At 40.4% G+C, this 18924-nt stretch carries 17 protein-coding genes; 6 read left to right on the top strand and 11 right to left on the bottom strand.

What is annotated here, in order from left to right; translation table 11 throughout:
• Window positions 1-2 precede the first annotated feature (2 nt).
• A complete protein-coding gene (locus tag PVK70_RS14735) occupies window positions 3-863 on the bottom strand; it encodes a hypothetical protein (protein ID WP_130048816.1) in 861 nt (286 codons plus the stop codon).
• A 251-nt stretch (window positions 864-1114) separates the two neighbouring features.
• Between PVK70_RS14735 and PVK70_RS14730 the strand changes: the two genes are divergently transcribed.
• Complete coding sequence (locus PVK70_RS14730; protein WP_130048815.1) at window positions 1115-1897, top strand: transcriptional regulator; 783 nt, start codon at window positions 1115-1117, stop codon at window positions 1895-1897.
• Window positions 1898-2055: 158 nt separating this feature from the next.
• On the opposite strand, the gene tkt is transcribed toward PVK70_RS14730, so the two are convergent.
• The 8 genes from tkt to PVK70_RS14690 form a co-directional block, all read right to left on the bottom strand.
• A complete protein-coding gene (gene tkt, locus PVK70_RS14725; protein WP_130048814.1) occupies window positions 2056-4047 on the bottom strand; it encodes a transketolase in 1992 nt (663 codons plus the stop codon).
• A 313-nt stretch (window positions 4048-4360) separates the two neighbouring features.
• Window positions 4361-5311, bottom strand: a complete 951-nt coding sequence (gene tal, locus PVK70_RS14720) for a transaldolase (RefSeq protein WP_130048813.1) — start codon at window positions 5309-5311, stop codon at window positions 4361-4363.
• 390 nt (window positions 5312-5701) lie between these two features.
• Entirely contained in the window at window positions 5702-7333 is a 1632-nt protein-coding gene (locus tag PVK70_RS14715; RefSeq protein WP_242504807.1) for a BatD family protein, read from the bottom strand.
• Window positions 7334-7398: 65 nt separating this feature from the next.
• On the bottom strand, window positions 7399-9276 hold the full coding sequence (locus PVK70_RS14710) for a vWA domain-containing protein (protein WP_130048811.1): 1878 nt from the start codon (window positions 9274-9276) through the stop codon (window positions 7399-7401).
• Window positions 9269-10234, bottom strand: coding sequence for a vWA domain-containing protein (locus PVK70_RS14705; RefSeq protein WP_130048810.1), 966 nt, complete (start codon window positions 10232-10234; stop codon window positions 9269-9271). Before PVK70_RS14705 ends, PVK70_RS14710 begins: the two co-directional genes overlap by 8 nt.
• Window positions 10227-10760 carry a DUF4381 domain-containing protein gene (locus tag PVK70_RS14700; protein WP_130048809.1) on the bottom strand — a complete coding sequence of 178 codons (534 nt, stop codon included), beginning with the start codon at window positions 10758-10760 and terminating at the stop codon, window positions 10227-10229. The genes PVK70_RS14705 and PVK70_RS14700 overlap by 8 nt, the downstream gene beginning before the upstream one ends.
• Window positions 10760-11731 (bottom strand): DUF58 domain-containing protein, encoded by a 972-nt coding sequence (locus PVK70_RS14695; protein WP_130048808.1) that lies wholly within the window; start codon window positions 11729-11731, stop codon window positions 10760-10762. The genes PVK70_RS14700 and PVK70_RS14695 overlap by 1 nt, the downstream gene beginning before the upstream one ends.
• A gap of 15 nt (window positions 11732-11746) precedes the next feature.
• Window positions 11747-12703, bottom strand: coding sequence for an AAA family ATPase (locus PVK70_RS14690; protein ID WP_065593597.1), 957 nt, complete (start codon window positions 12701-12703; stop codon window positions 11747-11749).
• A gap of 192 nt (window positions 12704-12895) precedes the next feature.
• On the opposite strand from PVK70_RS14690, the gene PVK70_RS14685 reads away from it, so the two are divergent.
• A complete protein-coding gene (locus PVK70_RS14685; protein WP_130048807.1) occupies window positions 12896-14809 on the top strand; it encodes a methyl-accepting chemotaxis protein in 1914 nt (637 codons plus the stop codon).
• Window positions 14810-14888: 79 nt separating this feature from the next.
• The gene (locus PVK70_RS14680; RefSeq protein WP_130043760.1) at window positions 14889-15086 is read left to right on the top strand and encodes a restriction endonuclease subunit S; all 198 of its coding nucleotides are present in this window, start codon (window positions 14889-14891) and stop codon (window positions 15084-15086) included.
• A gap of 84 nt (window positions 15087-15170) precedes the next feature.
• Here the strand turns inward: PVK70_RS14680 and PVK70_RS14675 are convergent, their stop codons facing one another.
• Complete coding sequence (locus PVK70_RS14675; protein ID WP_130048806.1) at window positions 15171-15875, bottom strand: DUF445 family protein; 705 nt, start codon at window positions 15873-15875, stop codon at window positions 15171-15173.
• 147 nt (window positions 15876-16022) lie between these two features.
• Between PVK70_RS14675 and PVK70_RS14670 the strand changes: the two genes are divergently transcribed.
• From PVK70_RS14670 to PVK70_RS14660, 3 genes are read left to right on the top strand one after another with little or no spacing between them, the layout of a single operon-like run.
• Window positions 16023-16448, top strand: coding sequence for a hotdog fold thioesterase (locus PVK70_RS14670; RefSeq protein ID WP_130048805.1), 426 nt, complete (start codon window positions 16023-16025; stop codon window positions 16446-16448).
• A gap of 20 nt (window positions 16449-16468) precedes the next feature.
• Complete coding sequence (locus tag PVK70_RS14665) at window positions 16469-17293, top strand: HDOD domain-containing protein (protein WP_130048803.1); 825 nt, start codon at window positions 16469-16471, stop codon at window positions 17291-17293.
• A 2-nt stretch (window positions 17294-17295) separates the two neighbouring features.
• A complete protein-coding gene (locus tag PVK70_RS14660) occupies window positions 17296-17469 on the top strand; it encodes a hypothetical protein (protein ID WP_130048801.1) in 174 nt (57 codons plus the stop codon).
• Window positions 17470-17483: 14 nt separating this feature from the next.
• On the opposite strand, the gene PVK70_RS14655 is transcribed toward PVK70_RS14660, so the two are convergent.
• Complete coding sequence (locus tag PVK70_RS14655) at window positions 17484-18467, bottom strand: integron integrase (protein ID WP_130048799.1); 984 nt, start codon at window positions 18465-18467, stop codon at window positions 17484-17486.
• Window positions 18468-18924 lie beyond the last annotated feature (457 nt).

Genomic DNA, 18924 nt, shown 5'->3' with positions numbered 1-18924 from the left:
CCTTAAAAGGAGTAAGTCAGTCCTAAAGAGTAGGTTGCTTTGGCTTCATCAAAAATATCAAAGCTGCCTAGTGTTCCTTGTGCGGCGTCCGTATATACACCAGAAGAGGCGAGTGTGAGAGACAGAGATAAATCATCACGTAAGTTATAACCTGTAGTTAGGCTGCCCCCGTAACTGTAGCCATCAGCCCAACGTCCGTTATAGTTAATTGAGGTACCACCCAGTGCAGATGCAGAGAAGAAAGCATCTCCATAGGTATAATTTGCGACAAGTAATAGACCTAAAGCCCATGAAATATTGACATTTCCATTGGGTGACGTTGTATATTGATGAAAATTTTTCCGTATTCTTGGCGCTACGGTTATGCCGATATCAGCAAGTTTGAATGAAATCGGCGTTTGAACTCGAAAAGCCGTATTTAAAAAGTTATCTTGTGAAGATTGAGAGGTTGGTATCGAGAACTGGCCGCTAATAGATACATTACCGCTTTCTCCAAACGTTAATAATGATGATTTTGATAGCCCAACAACAGTATCTGTTGAGTAAAAACCTTCTGCGCCTTGCAGGGTTCGATAACCACCACTGTTGGTATAAAGCGAGTAACTCTCCCAAAAACTAAAATATAACGATCCGTGGAATGACAAGGCTCTGCTCGAACGATAATCAGTGGCTTGAAAGAAATTACTGTCATAACCTAGAGACAGAGATCCCCCCCATGCGTTTGTTGAGTTGCCTGTTGTTTTTTCTTCTGATGCTTCTGCTATAGGCTCTTCTGTTTTTTCTGCAAATACTGGCTGAGCTAGTATAAGAGTACAACCAATGAAGCGAGATAGCATTGACATCCTTGTACTATTTGTCTGCATAAATGACTTCCGTGTATAAAAAGTGCTTATATAAGCAAGAACTGACGTTTTATAATAATCCCGTCATAAACTTGACGGTGTAACATATTTGTAACCTTTAAATGAGTGGGTCGGCAATAATTAATAGTTTTATAAGGTATATGGTTTAATTTTTGAGTTTAGAGAGGTCAAAAACTGAAACTGAACTGGTATTTTTAAACAATATAAAGTAACGTTAATTTTAATAGTTAAATAACATCAAGGAAGTAGTTATGGGGTTTTGTGCAAGCTTATTACTTAATGCATTACGGGTTAAGTTAAAAGAAAATGATCTTACTTATAATGAACTGTCATTAAAGGTTAATGTCCCGATTTCAACATTAAAGCGTCATTTTCATAGTAACTCTATTGGTATTGATAAATTGATGGAATATGCAACCGTATTAAATACTAATATTGAAGAGTTATCTCAAATAGCTCGAGATATCCATAATCGAGAAGAAGGGACGAGAACCGAAGTCTTAGATGAAGTGTTCTTTAATCACCCATATATTTACGACTTTTTTTATGAAATTCATGTTAAAGGACGTCCGGTTGATGATGTTGCGAAAGAAAATGGTTTAACAGAGCAAAGTGTTTATATCTATTTAAGATCATTAGAGATTATGGGGTTGGTAGAGCTTCGTTCTGACGGGGAGCCAGCCTTTCTTACGCCCCCATATTACACCTTTTTTGAAGGCTCTAAGCTTGATAAACTGTTCACTGAAAAATTAAGATTAGAAGTGTTATCAAAAGAATCAAGGCCTGAAGTTGGAATGTCGCGTGTTTGCTTAACACAAGAGCAGATAGATCAAATATCTGAAATGGTTTACGAAAAAATACAACACTTTCATTTTCAAAATAAAGAATCAAAAGACAGTGAAATGATAAGAAGAAATATATTACTAAGTGTAACAGAAGGTAATTATATTTATCTTTCTAATGGGCTAGTTAATATAGATTCTGGACTATTAAAAGAATTGTATGAAACTATAAATGATAGCAGTGAAAAATAGTTAAAAATATTCGACGAATATCACTATTTAATGAAGGTTAAAAAGATAAATAATTAATAAAAGAGTTCATATAAAAAGCCCCATTATCCATATAAGATAATGGGGCTTTTATTCTTAAGGGCTTAATCCTTTAATATGATTAAATCCTTTTTATTGGGTTAAGCTAACAACTCTTTTGCTGTTTTCACTGCATTTTCAGTAGTGAAACCAAACATTTCAAATAATTGTTCAGCAGGTGCTGATTCACCAAACGTTGTCATGCCGATGATCTTGCCGTTTAAACCAACGTACTTGTACCAGAAGTCAGCAATACCCGCTTCAATAGCAACACGTTTTGTTACTGCTGATGGAAGTACTGATTCACGGTAAGCTTCATCTTGCTTATCAAATGCATCAGTTGCTGGCATTGATACAACACGTACTGCTTTGCCTTCAGCAGTTAGTTGAGCTGCTGCTTCAACCGCAAGCTGAACTTCAGAGCCTGTAGCGATAAAGATTAACTCAGGTTGGCCTTCACAATCTTTAAGAATGTAGCCACCTTTAGCAATGTTAGCCACTTGCTCTGCATCACGCTCTTGCTGTGCAAGGTTTTGACGAGAGAAGATAAGTGCTGATGGGCCATCGCGACGTTCAATCGCTAGCTTCCAAGCCACTGCAGATTCAACTTGGTCACATGGGCGCCATGTGCTCATGTTTGGTGTTAGACGTAGAGAAGCGATCTGCTCAACCGGTTGGTGAGTAGGACCATCTTCGCCAAGACCAATAGAGTCATGTGTGTATACTTGGATGTTTTGCACTTTCATCAGTGCAGCCATACGCATAGCATTACGAGCGTATTCCATGAACATTAGGAACGTTGCGCCGTATGGTACGAAACCACCGTGCAGAGCGATGCCGTTCATGATAGCTGTCATACCGAATTCACGAACACCATAGTGAATGTAGTTACCAGAGAAATCTTCAGCAGTTAGAGACTTAGAACCAGACCACATAGTTAGGTTAGATGGTGCAAGGTCAGCAGAGCCACCCATGAATTCAGGTAACATAGCACCAAACGCTTCTAGTGCATTTTGAGACGCTTTACGTGACGCAATGTTTGCAGGATTAGCTTGAAGATCAGCAATGATTGCCGATGCTTTCTCTTCCCACTCTTTTGGTAAATCACCGTTTACGCGGCGAGTAAACTCGGCTGCAAGCTCTGGGTATGCTGCTTCATAAGCTGCAAATTTCTCGTTCCACGACGCTTCCTTAGCTGCGCCTGCTTCTTTCGCGTCCCATTCTGCGTAAACTTCTTGCGGAATTTCAAATGCGCCGTGCTCCCAACCTAATTGTGCTTTCGCTGCTTTAATTTCTTCAGCGCCTAGTGGAGCACCGTGACAGTCGTGTGTACCTTGCTTGTTTGGAGAACCAAAACCGATGATAGTTTTAGTACAAATCAGAGTAGGGCGAGGATCTGCTTTAGCTGCGATAATTGCTGCATTGATTGCGTCAGCATCGTGACCATCGACAGCAGGAATTACGTGCCAGCCGTATGCTTCAAAACGCTTAGGTGTGTCATCAGAGAACCAACCTTCAACTTCACCATCAATAGAGATACCGTTGTCATCCCAGAAAGCAACCAGTTTACCAAGACCTAAGGTACCAGCTAGAGAACATGCTTCGTGAGAGATACCTTCCATCAGACAGCCATCACCCATGAATGCATAAGTGAAGTGGTCAACGATGTCGTGGCCTTCTTTATTGAATTGTGCCGCTAATGCTTTTTCAGCCATTGCCATACCAACCGCATTGGTAATGCCTTGACCTAGAGGGCCTGTTGTTGTTTCAATACCCGGTGCATAACCGTACTCAGGGTGACCTGGTGTTTTAGAATGCAGTTGACGGAAGTTTTTAAGCTCTTCAATTGGTAATTCATAACCTGCTAGGTGAAGCAGAGAATAAATCAACATAGAGCCGTGGCCGTTAGAAAGAATAAAACGGTCGCGATCAGCCCACTCAGGGTTTGCAGGGTTATGGTTTAGGTGTGAACGCCAAAGAACTTCAGCGATGTCAGCCATGCCCATTGGTGCGCCAGGGTGACCAGAGTTTGCTTGTTGTACGCCGTCCATGCTTAGAGCACGAATAGCATTAGCTAAATGTTTACGGTTCATAATGATTAACTCGAATATTTGAAAAGAATAGTGCAGGGTTCAGATCGCTTCGCTTAAAGGGTTCAGAGGTATTTGTGGTGGCTTCTGAACTAATACCAATTACATTAATTATCTGATCATTATTACTGGTTAAATTACTTAATAGTTGTGTTAAAAATTAGTATTGTAGAATAACTATTTATAAGAATTTTCGCCTTACTCTTAAGTGATTTTCCTGCGTAATAAATAGGTCATCTAATTACTTGCATTGGTATAAACACAAACTCCCCTGAATTCTGCAAGGGAGCTTGCCGACCGATCTGAAACCTAAAAATTATAGTTTAGCTGCGATCATGTCTTCTAGCTTACCTTGGTCAACCGCAAAGTTACGGATGCCTTCAGCCAGTTTCTCAACAGCCATTGCATCTTGGTTGTGATCCCATAAGAACTCAGCGTGAGTCATTGCAGCTGGACGCTCTTTATTGCCGTTAGTATCAATCAGTTTCTCAACCACTTCGCCAGTTGCTTCTTCAAGTTGTTGAAGTAAGTCAGGGCTGATAGTTAGACGGTCACAACCCGCAAGCTCAAGGATTTCACCAATGTTACGGAAGCTTGCGCCCATTACTACTGTATTGTAGCCGTGTTCTTTGTAGTAGTTGTAGATACCAGCAACAGAGATAACGCCTGGATCTTCAGAAGCTTCAAAATCACGACCTTCTTTGGCTTTGTACCAGTCCATGATGCGACCAACAAAAGGAGAGATTAAGAACACCCCAGCTTCAGCACATGCGCGTGCTTGAGCGAAAGAGAATAGAAGCGTTAGGTTACAGTTGATGCCTTCTTTTTCTAGGATCTCAGCAGCACGGATACCTTCCCACGTTGAAGCCAGTTTAATAAGAATGCGATCATTAGTGATACCAGCATCGTTGTACATTTTGATCAGTTGGCGTGCTTTTGCCACACTGCCTTCTGTGTCGTAAGAAAGGCAAGCGTCTACTTCAGTAGAGATACGACCAGGTACAACTTTAAGGATTTCTTTACCTATGCTAACAGCAAGCATGTCACACGTATCTTGTACTTGTTGTGCTTTGTCGTTGCTTTGCTCTTTTGCGTAAGCGATTGAAGCATCAATCAGTGGTGCGTATTCTGCGATTTGAGCTGCTTTAAGAATTAGAGAAGGGTTAGTGGTTGCATCTTCTGGCGTGTATTTTGCGATTGCTTCAATATCACCTGTGTCTGCTACTACGGTTGTTAGTTTACGAAGTTGTTCTAATTTAGTTGTCATACTACTTACCCTTACTGATCACATGCTATTTAGCATCTTCTTTGAAAGTCCGTCTCGCTGCCATCACGATAATCTCTATGAGCAAATGCGATGGTAGTGAACATTTGATAGGTTGATAATTGTGTTTTCTGACTCAGATGTCAATGGCAAATGAAAGATAGTGTGAGAATACATAGATTTTTATGTGAATATTTGAGGGAGATCGTTTGCGCAAAGAAGCAAAGCCTCTGGTAGTAGATTAATTTGCACTATAAATAAAGAAGTGAGAGCAGATAAGGGGTGCAGAAAGATTAAGGGGATATAAAGCGTCAGAATCGAAGGTGAAAAAAAGGCGGACAATTAAATGCTGTTCCGCCTTAAATGAATTAAAAATAATGAAATTAAAATTCGTTATAATCTTTCAAGTTCAGATATTGGCTTTGATGACTGACTTGTCGATGATAATTTCTTTTCGATATCGCTAATTATTTGTTTTGTAGAGCTATTGCTCGTATCTCTTGCATATTGTTGTTGGCTTAATTGTGTGATGAGTTCTTTAACATCAGTAACGTCAATGCCTTGCTTAGCCCACTGATCATTGTGGTCTGCAAGGATCTGATGAGCAAGAATTGTATTATTTTGTTTTAAAGCAGAGATAAGTGCTTTACTGCCATTACCTATCACTATAGTTTTTTGATTGGCAGTTGTGTTTGTTGCCTTTACTTTTGTTCGGCTTATTGCCCAACCAATTGCCGTTAATATCCATAAAAGAGCAAAAGCGAGTGTAGTATATGGCCAAAAACCATGATCAACTTCACGCTTTATTGTGGTTTTCGGTTGAGCATTTGTTTGACTCTCGATCTTTTGCTCATTAACTTGAGTGCTTGGTGTTACTGTTAACATCAGTGAATCGAGTTTTGCTGTCTCAGATTTTCGTGTAGTGCTGTTCCACCACTGAATCGAAACCGCGGGTAATTTAACCGTGCCACCTGTATGAGGGATGATTACTTGCTTAATGGTCATCACACTATTGCCTTGGCTGTCTTTACCTATTACGGGTTTCTCATCATACATGCGAACCGATTTAGGATAATCAATATCCAGTTTTGGTAATTTCTCTGGTGGGACATCTGCCATCATTAGCGTGATTTGACGTGTAATGGCAGTTCCGGCTTCTACTGTGGTACTTGTTAGTGGCTTCCCATCAACTAGCCATTGCTGCCCTAGTTTTAAATCCGTAGTCGGTAACCAAGTCCCTGTGAAATCTGCGGGTTTTGCTAATACGGTTAATTGATACTGTTTAGGGGTAATGTTTAGTGGGATTAATTTGGTGCTACGACCATAACGATCGGTTTGCACTAACCCACCAGTAAAGGCTAAGCCATCAAAGCTTAATTGACCAGCTTGGTTTGCACTGACACTAAACGCTTGTTCAACCACGGTTGCTTGAAGTCCATCAATTACGGTTTGATATTGTTTGCTTTCACCAATAGGAGAGAACTCAATACCAGCACCTTGTGGTGTGATGATGTTTGGATCTTTTAAGCGACGAATATCCGCAAAGATAGCAATCTTGGCATTAAATTGAGCGGTTTCACCTTCATACAATTCATCTTTTGTTAGTTCACCACTGACTTTGATTACATCACTGCTTTTTGGAGCGGTAGCATCTTTAGTCACACGAATCGTTATTGGGTTAGTTTGCTCACCAGCGACATTCATGCTCGGAATGGTTAGCGTGCCCATTTTTGTTGGGGCAATAGAAACTGTCCACTGGCTTTGTACGCTATAGTCGCCATTCACTAGTGAGCGTGAGGTACCAAAGCTGACTTGGCCACTGCGAAAATCAGGTGCGAGTTGGCTAGGGTCAAATTTACTTTGATCTGCGCTTTTATCGACAGACACCATTAATTGAATCACTTCGTTTTCAGTGATTTGGTTTTTACTGACCGTTGCAATGGCCTGAGCGTAACTTGCAGAGATGCCACTAACGCATAACGCTGCAAATAAGATTACTTTTTTGATTAGCGCTGTCTTTTTCATAGAAGCCTTCATTGTCGAACTCTTTACAGTAGAGTAGGGACTGGTTTGTCTTATACTCATTTTTATTACCATTCATTTTCAGAAGCTTGTGGTGCTTCTTGTTGTTTTGCTTGCAGATACAATAGGGCGCGCAACAGTTCATCTTCTTTTGCGCCAGATTGCTCTAATTTTTGTAGACGAGGATCGGTTTTAATGGCGTCACTGTCGGCTTTTGCTTGTTGTGATTGCATTTGAGCTTGTCGCTCTTTTTCTTCGTCCGATTTAGGTTGTTTATCTTCTTTATCACGAGCTTGTGCGGCTTGCTCTTTGTCTTTCTTCTCTTGTTCCTTTTTAGCTTGATCTTTTTGTTGCTGCTCTTGAGAAGAAGCCTCTGACTTATCTTGTTTATCAGACTGTGATTTATCATCAGATTGAGATTCATTTTTCTGCTGATCTTGTTGATCTTGCTGTGAATCTTGAGATGGTGAGTCTTTTGAATCTGAAGATTGCTCAGAGCCGTCTTTGCTGTCTTCCTGTTGTTTTTTCTCTCCATTAGGATCATCTTTTAATGATGTATCCCCATCTTTATCTTTCTTATAACTCTCATCATTTTTTTTCTGCTCTAGCGCTTTATTGACGATATCAAGATTCTTCTTCGCATCTTTCATATCTGGATTGGTTTTTAGCAAAGATTCGTACTTCTCTTTGGCCTCTTCCAATTGACCATTTTGTGCTAAGGCATTGGCAAGATTATATTGAGATTGAGTATCTTCAAGACCCGTTAGACTTTCAATCGTACCCTTATAATCTCCAGCTTTGTATTGAGCGGCTCCTTTCCATTGTTTGGATTTGAACTGTTCACTTGCTGCTTGATAGTCTTTTTGCTCAAATTGTTGATACGCGCTGTAATCATCAGAAAGTAAGCGGCTTGATAGTTCAGTACTTGCCATGGATTTATCGACAGGCAATAGCACCAAAAATAATGCTAAGAACATCCCTTTTCTAAAGCAAAGCAGTGAGAACAGTACCAATGGGAAAAGCAGCCAATAACCATGATTAGCACGACTGTTCACTTGGTTATCGCTGTTTTGCGTCACTTGATCTAAAGGCGTTTTAGTTAAGCGTGCAATGGTTTCAATATCACTGTTATCTGATTGAATAAGCTGTGCCACACCATTGGTAGCTTGTGCCAGTGTCACCAGTGGATCTGAATCCAAAGTCGCGACAACCGTTTTACCTGAAGCATCGGTGAGCAACTGACCAGAAGGCAATTCAATCGGCGCGCCATTTTTAGTTCCTATACCTAATAAACTGATACGCCATTTGCTACCTTTAACACGGCTCATCACTTTATCGAGCTGTTGATTTGAGATCCCATCAGTCAAAACAATGATGTCACCTTGTTGATGGCCTGATTTTGTCATCATCTCAATACTTTGATTAACCGCCGCTAATAAGTTACTGCCTTTACCTTTATAAGGCATGATCTCTGGCGATAGGTTAGTAATTAAGTTATTGAGCGTTTGGCTATCTTCAGTTAATGGACTCACTAAGTAACTGTCTGCACCATAAGCGACTAACCCTGTCATGCCTTCTTTCCAGTAAGGTAATAAATCTTTCGCTTTGTACTTCTCTTGAGTTAAGCGATTTGGTTTTACGTCGGTCGCATACACTGAGCGAGACATATCCATCACAAGCACTCGCGCACCTGAGAGCTGAAAACTTGGTGAGTCTTTATAACCAAAGCTTGGGCCTGCGAGGGCGGTAGTCACACATATCCATGCTAAAACCAGTCCAAGCGTAAAGCCATTGCCTTGTGTCTTTTGAGTCATTCCCAATTGTTTGGCAATGTGCGGTGCAATCAACCCTGTGGTGTTTTTGTTTTTACGCTGAATAAGTACCAATAACCCAAGAGGGATAAGAGCTAAAAACCACAGCGGATAGAGAAAAGTAAAATTAGCCATGACGCTTTCTTACTCCCACAATAATAAAGAAGAAAAATAGATACCCCATTAACGGATAGCGGAACCACTCTTCATGCGGTCGCCACGTTTGTGTTGCTTGAGTAATGGGCTCTAGTTGGTCGATGGTTTGGTAGATCTGCGCTAATTCATCGGCATTACGAGCACGGAAATATTGTCCGCCCGTCATTGTTGCGATTTCAGTTAAGGTTTTCTCATCCAAATCTCGTGCGGTATTAACGGTTTGATTACCAAAGAAACCACGAACTTGCATTTCACCAGCACCAATACCAATCGTATATATCTTGGCATTGTTGTCTTTGGCAAGTTGCGCCGCTTCTAATGGTTCGAGTACTCCGGCTGTATTGCCACCATCACTTAATAAAATAATGGTTCGTTGCGGGGCATTACTTTCGATAAAGGTTTTAGTCGCTAGCCCTAAGCCTTCACCCATGGCGGTCATTTGTCCCACTAAGCCAAGAACGGTGCGATCCAGTTGTTCTTCCACCGTTTTTCTATCAAAGGTAAGTGGGGTTTGTAGATAAGCGTGATCGCCAAAAAGTACTAACCCAAGACGATCGCCTTTACGTTCATCTATGAAATCAGACACGACTTTTTTAACCGCGGTTAAGCGATCCACAAAATCCCCATTCTCGGTTTTCATGTCTTCTTCGGCCATTGAGCCAGATAAATCGACCACTAGCATCATGTCACGGTGCTCAGGCTGAATATCAACCGGATCGCCATACCATACCGGACGGGCTAGGGCCGAAATCAATAACAGCCAAGCGACAGACAATAAACCAATGTTGATGCGTTTATTTGGTTGCTTATATTCGCCTTGTTCTGGAAGACGAGGAAGGTGAATAGCGGTACCTACGTCTTTTTCAGGCACAAAAAAGTAAAACAGGAAGGGAATAGGTAATAAAAACCATGCCCACCACCAAACGAATTCAAGCATGTTGATGTCCTTTTGTTGATGTTGTTGCCATTACTTTTTTTACTGGTAAAGCATGAGATAGCCAATAACGCACATCATCATAGAAACGTTGTTGATTGGTTTCTGATAATGCTTGTTGTCCGTATAAAGCTAGTTCTAACATTTCTGCACGAGATGAGAAATGAACATTGGCCTGTTTTTTCACGGGGAGTTGCTGCTCAATAAAATGCCACCACGCTAATCCATGAAGTGAGGCAATGCGCTCACGAGGGAAATGACTTAATGCGGCTTGTTTCAATAAACGCGCAATGTCACTGGTTTGCTGTGGTGTTAATTGTGATAACTGCTGTAATGCTATACGTTTTAATACGCTTTTTTGACGTTGACGACGCATAAACCAAACGATGGCAATAACCAGTAATAACACACAGACGATGGCGCCATAACCTGTAAGTGATAACCCCCACGATGGCGCGGCAGGTAAATGAATATCCGCTAATGGTAATACATTGCTCGCTGGTGCTTGTTGGGTTGAAGATAAAGACATTATTTGGCTCCTTTATCTTGTTGTGATGGATCTTGTGAAGACGTCAGTTGCGATAATAACGGCAAGCCTGATGACAAACAGTGCAGCTGAATACTTAATTGCATCGCCATGTTTTGCACATACGCTTTATGAAGATTTGCTTGTTGCTCTAATGCTTTTTTAGTCGATGATGACGAAAAATCTAACCATGCAGAACGTTTGTTATCAGAGACATATTCTGTGCCATTAAAGCGAGTGGAGCCTTGCTCAAGCGGATCGCTAATCATCACAAACTGCAAACGGTTGTGTTTGCTTAATTGACTGAAGATAGCCTTACATTCATCGGTCAGTGCATAAAAATCACTGATGATCACAATCTCACTGCCTTTAGGACATAAACGCTGTAACTGACTTAACCCCTTGGCAAAGGAACTGGTTTGTTGCGCGGTATCTAAAGGCTCTGAGTCACTGTTGGTATTATGCTGTTCAATGATGGATTGCATAAATTGCAGCACACTTTTCTGACGAGAAGAGGGCTTACAATCCAAGGTCGATAATCCATCAAAGATGATCCCACCGACGCGATCTTTTGCTGCGAGCGTTATCCAGCTTAATAAACTGGCAAAATGCGCAGCTTGCACAGATTTAAACAGCAGTTGAGAGCCAAAACGCATGGTGTCGCTGACATCAATAAACAGCATGGTTGGTTGCTCACGCTCTTCATTGTAGAGTTTAGTGTGAGGTTTACCGGTACGCGCAGTTACACGCCAATCAATAGAACGAATATCATCGCCCGGTTGGTATTGACGTACTTCTGAGAAATCCATGCCGCGGCCTTTTTGTCGGCTTTGGTGACTGCCATTCATTTTTGACCACACAGATTGAGACGGCGGTAGCCACTGTAATGAATGGTTTTTGTAGTGAACCAATTCATTAAGTGACAAGGTAACGCCATTACTGTGTGGTGGCAGCGATAGAGTAGTCTTATTCATAACTTTATTTTACGACTAAGAAGCCGCAACCATTTGTAATAATCGTTCAACCACTTTATTTGCCGTTGTGCCTTCTGCTTGCGCTTGGAAACTCAATAACAGACGGTGACGTAAAACAGGGTAAGCCATCGCTTGCACATCTTCAGGGCTAACAAAATCACGACCGGCTAACCATGCATGCGCACGCGCACAGCGGTCAAGCGCTAACGTCGCACGAGGACTCACGCCCATTTCTAGTTGCTTCGCTAAGTCTTGGCAGTATTGTTCAGGCTTACGCGTCGCCATAGTAATACGAATAATGTATTGTTCGATCTCAGGCGCCATGTAAATCGACAGCACTTCTTTACGCGCTTTAAATATTTCACTTTGCGCTAAAGGCTGTGGTTTCTCAGCTTGTTCACCTAGGGCTTCACCACGGTTCAAACGCAGAATAGCCAATTCGTCTTCAGCACCCGGATAATCAACATCCAAATGCATTAAAAAACGGTCAAGTTGCGCTTCTGGAAGAGGGTATGTCCCTTCTTGTTCAATCGGGTTCTGTGTCGCCATCACCAAGAAAAGCTCTGGTAATTGATACGTGTTCCGACCTGCAGTGATTTGTTTTTCAGCCATTGCTTCTAACATTGCCGCTTGCACTTTAGCAGGGGCACGGTTGATCTCATCGGCTAACACCAATGAATTAAAGATAGGACCCGGTTGGAAGGTAAACTCTCCGGTCTCTTGGCGATAAATATCCGTCCCCGTTAAATCTGAAGGCAAGAGATCTGGTGTAAATTGAATACGGTGGAAATCCCCTTCAATAGAATCGGCCAAAATTTTCACGGCACGCGTCTTAGCAAGGCCTGGAGGACCTTCAACTAAAATATGGCCGTCAGCAAGAAGGGCTATTAATAACTGCTTCACTAATGCAGGCTGACCAATGACTTGAGATTCAAGATAAGTTTGTAATTGTTGAATTTTTAACGCTGGCATATATCACCCATTTTCTGGATTACGTAGTAATTATTTCTTTGTGACCGATGAAAATCACATTAGTTCCTAATAATATGAGGTTTAATTATGATTATTCAACTATTTAGCGAATGAATTAAATTGTAACTATTTATTAAAGAAATGTGGTTGGTAGTCGTTATATAAAAGGTCTATTTTAGCTGTGGAAAAATTATGATTAATCTAACAATAAAACAGAAACTCGTCGCCGGTATTATTATCGCTATCATTGCTTCGACTTCTCTTGTGGGCATTGTCGCTCAAAAAAAAGCGTTCGATACACTAGATGAGCGTTTAACTACTCTTGAACTGCCAACCATTCTTGAACAAATTGGTGGTGAAGTGGATAAAGAAGTCGCGGTGATCTCTTCTGCGGCAGAGCAAATGGCCAATAACAGTTTCATTATTGATGCCATTTCAGATCCAACAACTTCTCCTGAAAACCAAACCATTCTTATTAAGCAATTAAATCAATTAAAGCAACAATATCAATTGAATGATGCTTCGGTTGCTAACCGTAATAATGCGTATTATTGGAACCAAGATGGTTTTTTACGCCAGCTTACACAACAGCAAGATGGGTGGTTCTTTGGCTTCACTCAAGGTGGACCAGAGCGAATGCTGAATGTATTCACAGAGCAGAATGGTGAGGTTAAACTCTTTGTTAACTTTCAACAATTGAATGGCGTCTCTATGGCTGGTTTTTCAAAATCACTCGATGACATGGTAGCGCTGCTTAATGGGTTCACAATAGAAAAAACCGGGTTTGTTTATTTAATGGATGGTAATGGTGACATTAAGATCCATAAAAGTAATAGCATTATGGGGAAACAATCGATTAGTGATGTGGTTGGTTCTCAAGAAGCCTCAGTTTTACTTACCAAGCAGAACTTCAATTTAAGCCGTATCAAAAAAAATGGAAAAGAGATCTTTATTGCCTCTCATTATATCCCATCAATGGAGTGGTTTATTGTTGCAGAAGTACCCGTTGATGAAGTGTTTGAAAGCCTTCATGCGTCAACTCAAGACATTCTTATGTGGATTGTGGGCATCATTGCGGTATTTGTAACGTTGGCAATTTGGGGCGCAGGCTCAATTACTAATAAGATTAAAGAGCTAGCACACCGTTTCCGTGAATTGGGTGAAGGTGAGGGCGATTTAACTCATCGTATCGAAGTAAAAGGCAATGATGAAATAGCAGAGCTATCAAAAGGGTTCAATAGTTTTGTAGAAAAGATCCATTCAACAGTGACAGATGTGGTTGAAACAGGGCATGTATTACACACAACGGCTGAAAATGTTGCACTAAAAGCAACGTCAACTCGTGATAATAGCGAAATGCAGCGCGATCAAACCTTGCAAGTTGTGACAGCAATTAATCAAATGGGAAGCACGATTAACGAAATTGCTTCTAATGCCGCGAGTGCTGCACAGTCAGCAAGTAAAGCGGAAGCAAGTACCCAAGATGGCCGCCAAACGGTCATTGAATCTCGTGATGCTATTACGCAACTTGAAGGTGATTTGGTTCAAGTGAGTCATGTGGTGGAACAACTTGCAGGAACGACACAAGACATTGGTTCAATCCTAGACGTAATTCGTGGTATTTCAGATCAAACCAATCTATTAGCATTGAATGCAGCCATTGAAGCCGCACGTGCTGGTGAGCATGGACGTGGATTTGCCGTGGTTGCTGATGAAGTCCGTCAACTAGCAAGTCGCACTTCAGAATCTACCGATGAAATTCAAAAGATGATTGATCAGCTGCAAGCTGAAGCTCAAAATGCCGTAACAGCAATGGAAGCAAGCCATGCAGTAACAGCGCGTGGTGTTCAATCAGCTGATACTGCAACGGATGTTTTAGCAGGAATTGCGTTAAGTATTACCGATATTTCAGATATGAATACGCAAGTTGCCACTGCAACAGAAGAGCAATCAACCGTGGTGTATACGATTAATCAAAATATCGAAGAGATTAATGGTATTAATGAGTTAACCACGGCAACAGCTCAAGAACTTGCCGATTCAAGTCAGCAATTAAATGCACTTTCACAACGATTAGATCAATTAGTTGGTGCATTTAAAGTATAAGCGCTCGCTTAGGTTTACCTTTTTATGCGATTTCTTGTAGAATAACGTCAATTGTTTTATATGAATTGAGAAAATAATCATGAGTGATTTTGAAAAAGAACTGCAAGATATGATTCAGCAAGAATCGGATAAACCTGAAGTGGCATTGCCTTCAATCGAAGAGCAAAAAGCGATTGTTGCAGAGCTAAAGCGTCTTGAGGAAGCAGGAGAACTAACTCCTGAAGCGTTAGAAGCGCATTTTGGCAAGTTTAACGAAACACAAGCTCCGCTTCATTAATTAACAGAAGTACTCTGTTTTTATACAATACCTAATAAAATGCCAGCATTCGTGCTGGCATTTTTGTATTCGATGAAAGGAAGATTAGATAAGCGTTGAGAGTAAACCAATGACGCCACCAAAGATGCCGCCCCAAACCACAAGCCAGCCTAGGTGCTTCTTAATCATATCCTGCACCATTTCTTTCACTAATTTTGGTGTCAGTTCATTTAATCTTTGATCAATGATCTCTTCAATCGTAATTTGGATGTCATCCATCATCGCTGGGCTTTCCAGTTCTTCTTTTAAAGCCTGCTTAAATTGATCTTGTTGACTTATTTCTGTAATTGAAAGCTTCATTTTTTCGATGAAAGGTTCACGCATCGGTTGAATTGCTTCGCTGCCACCCATCATTGCTAACATGCCGCCAAATTGAGAGTTCATAATGACTTCGACCAGAGAATCAAACGCCGGCGATAAGTCAATTTTTTCAATCACAGGCTCTAGATTAATGTTAGTCGCCGATGCCATTTCTTTTGATAAAAACTTATCTACGTTAGTTTTAGTGAAAAATTGCTCCATCATTAAACGTTTAATACTGGCTTTAAATTCTTCGAATCGCGCAGGAATAACACCAGAGCCGTATAATCCTGGAACCTTCTCAAACAACATATGAATGGCAAGCCAGTTAGTAAGCGCACCAGAGAAGGCAAATAAGCCAATATAGTACAATGTATTTTGTTGCATGTAGTAACCAATAACTAACAAGAGTAGTGACATCAAGTTTGTTATCATGCTTTTATTTAACATATCAAGCCTATGTAGATAGAAGAGGAAAATTTTGTGAAGTTTATCAGCTACTAAAAGCTGACAACAAGTGAAAATGTGTTTTTGATCTGGATTGTTGAGTGTAAAATAGCACAAGACACAATAAGCACATGCACTAGAGGCTAAGTTATGAGTATTTGGAAGCGTCCGATGGATTTGGCTATATTAAACGCCACATCTCGTAATACATTAATGGAAGCATTAAATATCGAATATTGCCATTACGATGCAGATTCAATTACAGCATCAATGCCTGTAAATTCCGTGGTGCATCAACCGTTAGGAATGCTACATGGGGGAGCTTCTGTTGCGTTAGCTGAGTCTGTTGCATCTATTGCTGCTAACTGGTGTGTCGACGAAACAAAATATTGTGTAGGGTTGGATATTAATGCCAATCATATTCGAGCAGTCCGAGAAGGCACTGTTTACGCTAAAGCAAAACCGGTGCATTTAGGTGCAACCACTCAAGTTTGGCTAATTGAAATTAAAGATCAACGAGAACGCTTAGTTTGCACCAGCCGCTTTACGGTTGCTGTGATGAAAAAGAAAAAGTAGCGGCTGTTGTGGAGAAGAAAATGGAACAAAATGAAATTTTAAGTCATGCTCATGAGCTACCAAAGATCCCTAAAGTGATCCGTGAGATGATGGAACTTGTGAATGACCCTGAAGTAGAGCTTCAAGAATTAGCTCGTACAATTTCAATGGAACAAGTGGTTAGTGCTCGTGTTATTCGTTTAGCGAACTCTGCACATTTTTCTCGTGGTAAAGGGGTATCATCGGTCGATCAAGCGGTTGTTCGTTTAGGTCTTGAGCCGTTAAAAACATTAATTATTGCATCGTCATTAGTCAGCGCATTTCCTTATGTTGAAGTGATAGATTTAGAAGAGTTTTGGCAAGAGACATTTGAAGTCGCTATATTAAGTAAGGCCATTGCTCAAAGTTGTGATGTAAACCCTAATGCTGCCTTTACTGCAGGTATGCTGCATAACATCGGCGACTTAATGATTTATACGGTGATGGCAGATCAAGTTCCGACTATTTTTGAAAAAATGGAAACGGGCAGTTCTAAAGTGTCAGCACAACGCTCAACCATTGGTACGGATAGTGCCATTCTTGGTTCAAAGTTGGCTGAGAGTTGGTCCTTTTCTGACGAGTTGGTGTTTGCTATTTCTGAGCAATATGAACCAAAAATCGATAATATTTATTCACCTTTAGCTGCAACAGTACGTTTAGCCAATGCAATCAATCGCCATTGGGATGAGCTTGTTACTATGGATGCAAAATCGGTTTGGCTTTCTGAGCAAATTGAAGCGGATATCCTTTCTGTCGATGGTTCTATTACTGAAAAAGTCGATGCAGTGAAAGGTTCAGGCATTGAAATGGCTAGATTGGTAATGTAAACATGCAAAAAGAGTGGATGTTATCGGCACTGATAGGTACTTTTTTTGCCATTATTTCATATTTAGCCCCTGACTTTATTATCAGTAAAGTTTTGGTTATTATCGCAGTTATTTTTTTGGCGAAAGCAGTAAAAGCTATTTTTTACTCACTAAAGCATCGCCAATATGAAATGTAGCTTTTAGGAACTATTTACTCAAAATCGAGTGGACTCTTTGTTCCTGAAAAGTGTAAACCAATGACATGCGTATAAATTTGGGTCGTTTTGATATCAGAATGACCCAATAATTCTTGTATTGTTCTTAAGTCTCCTCCACGCTCTAAAATTCTTGTAGCAAAGCTGTGTCTAAATGTGTGGCAACTTGCTTTTTTGTCTATTTCTACTGTTCTGATTGCTATTGTCACTTGTTTTTGTACGCTTCTATCTAATATATGGTGACGTCGTCGTTTACCTGAACGGGGATCTTTGCTGATTTGTTTAGATGGAAATACATATTGCCAACCATAACTTTTAGCTCGATGAGGGTACTTTTCGGCGATAGCAAAAGGAAGGTAGACTTCATCATCTCCATTAATCGCATCCATTTGGTGTTGCTGTTTTACAAAGGCTAACTGTGTTTTAAGCTCTTTAATTATGCTTTCTGGTAGTACAGTTGTTCTGTCTTTATTGCCTTTTCCACTTCGTACTGTGAGTGTTTTATGTATTAAGTCAATGTCATCAACCCTTAAGCGTAGAGCTTCATTAATTCGTAAACCACTGCCATACATAAGTTGTGCAATAAGCTTGGTTGGATGTTTGAGTTCATTTATAACAGCTATTGCTTCACTATGAGTGAAAACGGTAGGTAGTTTGGTTGCTTTTTTGGAACGCTTGAAATCCAAGTTATCGACTGATTGCTGCAAAAATTCACGACATAAAAATATCAGGGCATTTAATGCTGTTTTTTGTGTATTGGGGGATACATTTTGTTTTACAACGAGATGATTAAGGTATTCAGGAATATCAAAAGCATCAATTTCATCTTTTGATGCGTAATTGTTGTGTCGAATAAAACAGCTTATCCAATAGATGTATTGCTTTTCGGTATTGTAGGCCATTGATCGTGTACGAATGAATATTCGTATTTGATCGGTAAATCGTTGTGAATCGGGTTTAAGATCTAGTGGGATGTCCATGATTGTAACTTTATTGGTGAATAGATGATGATTGAATTGTAGTTCCTGAAATTTGGTCTGCAATGTGGGTTCGCATATTTGTAAGATATATGGAATTTTGTTGGAATTGTTATTTTAATCAATTACATGGGGTAAGGTTGAAAAGTGGGATATATGAACCATTATCGTATATTGTTTTTAAATTTTATGGTATTTGAGCTGTTAGGTCGTTGGTTTTAAAGTAGAATGTAGTGTTATTGTGGTGGTGGAATATATTCGGTAGAGATTACGAATGTGATGGGTATAATTAAATGTTGTGCGTACTGAGTCCGAAATTTTTTGCACGGTTCATCAAAAGAATCGCGGCTTTCGTAGTTTCGGCTTAGTAAGCGTGAATTTCTTCTTTGTTGCCTTTTGGTTTTCATTTCATCTGGTTCGGCAAATTAGCCATTATTTCCATAAGTTCAGGCGTTTCAGC

Source organism: Aliivibrio sp. A6 (assembly GCF_028765505.1).
GTDB lineage: Bacteria > Pseudomonadota > Gammaproteobacteria > Enterobacterales > Vibrionaceae > Aliivibrio > Aliivibrio finisterrensis_A.
Note: the sequence above shows the minus strand (reverse complement) of the source record. Positions and strands in the feature narration are given on the sequence as shown.

Excerpts from the sequence above, each read along its gene's own strand:
- PVK70_RS14735 (WP_130048816.1), bottom strand. The coding sequence starts at position 863 with ATGCAGACAAATAGTACAAGGATGTCAATGCTATCTCGCTTCATTGGT.
- PVK70_RS14730 (WP_130048815.1), top strand. The coding sequence starts at position 1,115 with ATGGGGTTTTGTGCAAGCTTATTACTTAATGCATTACGGGTTAAGTTA.
- tkt (WP_130048814.1), bottom strand. The coding sequence starts at position 4,047 with ATGAACCGTAAACATTTAGCTAATGCTATTCGTGCTCTAAGCATGGAC.
- tal (WP_130048813.1), bottom strand. The coding sequence starts at position 5,311 with ATGACAACTAAATTAGAACAACTTCGTAAACTAACAACCGTAGTAGCA.
- PVK70_RS14715 (WP_242504807.1), bottom strand. The coding sequence starts at position 7,333 with ATGAAAAAGACAGCGCTAATCAAAAAAGTAATCTTATTTGCAGCGTTA.
- PVK70_RS14710 (WP_130048811.1), bottom strand. The coding sequence starts at position 9,276 with ATGGCTAATTTTACTTTTCTCTATCCGCTGTGGTTTTTAGCTCTTATC.
- PVK70_RS14705 (WP_130048810.1), bottom strand. The coding sequence starts at position 10,234 with ATGCTTGAATTCGTTTGGTGGTGGGCATGGTTTTTATTACCTATTCCC.
- PVK70_RS14700 (WP_130048809.1), bottom strand. The coding sequence starts at position 10,760 with ATGTCTTTATCTTCAACCCAACAAGCACCAGCGAGCAATGTATTACCA.
- PVK70_RS14695 (WP_130048808.1), bottom strand. The coding sequence starts at position 11,731 with ATGAATAAGACTACTCTATCGCTGCCACCACACAGTAATGGCGTTACC.
- PVK70_RS14690 (WP_065593597.1), bottom strand. The coding sequence starts at position 12,703 with ATGCCAGCGTTAAAAATTCAACAATTACAAACTTATCTTGAATCTCAA.
- PVK70_RS14685 (WP_130048807.1), top strand. The coding sequence starts at position 12,896 with ATGATTAATCTAACAATAAAACAGAAACTCGTCGCCGGTATTATTATC.
- PVK70_RS14680 (WP_130043760.1), top strand. The coding sequence starts at position 14,889 with ATGAGTGATTTTGAAAAAGAACTGCAAGATATGATTCAGCAAGAATCG.
- PVK70_RS14675 (WP_130048806.1), bottom strand. The coding sequence starts at position 15,875 with ATGTTAAATAAAAGCATGATAACAAACTTGATGTCACTACTCTTGTTA.
- PVK70_RS14670 (WP_130048805.1), top strand. The coding sequence starts at position 16,023 with ATGAGTATTTGGAAGCGTCCGATGGATTTGGCTATATTAAACGCCACA.
- PVK70_RS14665 (WP_130048803.1), top strand. The coding sequence starts at position 16,469 with ATGGAACAAAATGAAATTTTAAGTCATGCTCATGAGCTACCAAAGATC.
- PVK70_RS14660 (WP_130048801.1), top strand. The coding sequence starts at position 17,296 with ATGCAAAAAGAGTGGATGTTATCGGCACTGATAGGTACTTTTTTTGCC.
- PVK70_RS14655 (WP_130048799.1), bottom strand. The coding sequence starts at position 18,467 with ATGGACATCCCACTAGATCTTAAACCCGATTCACAACGATTTACCGAT.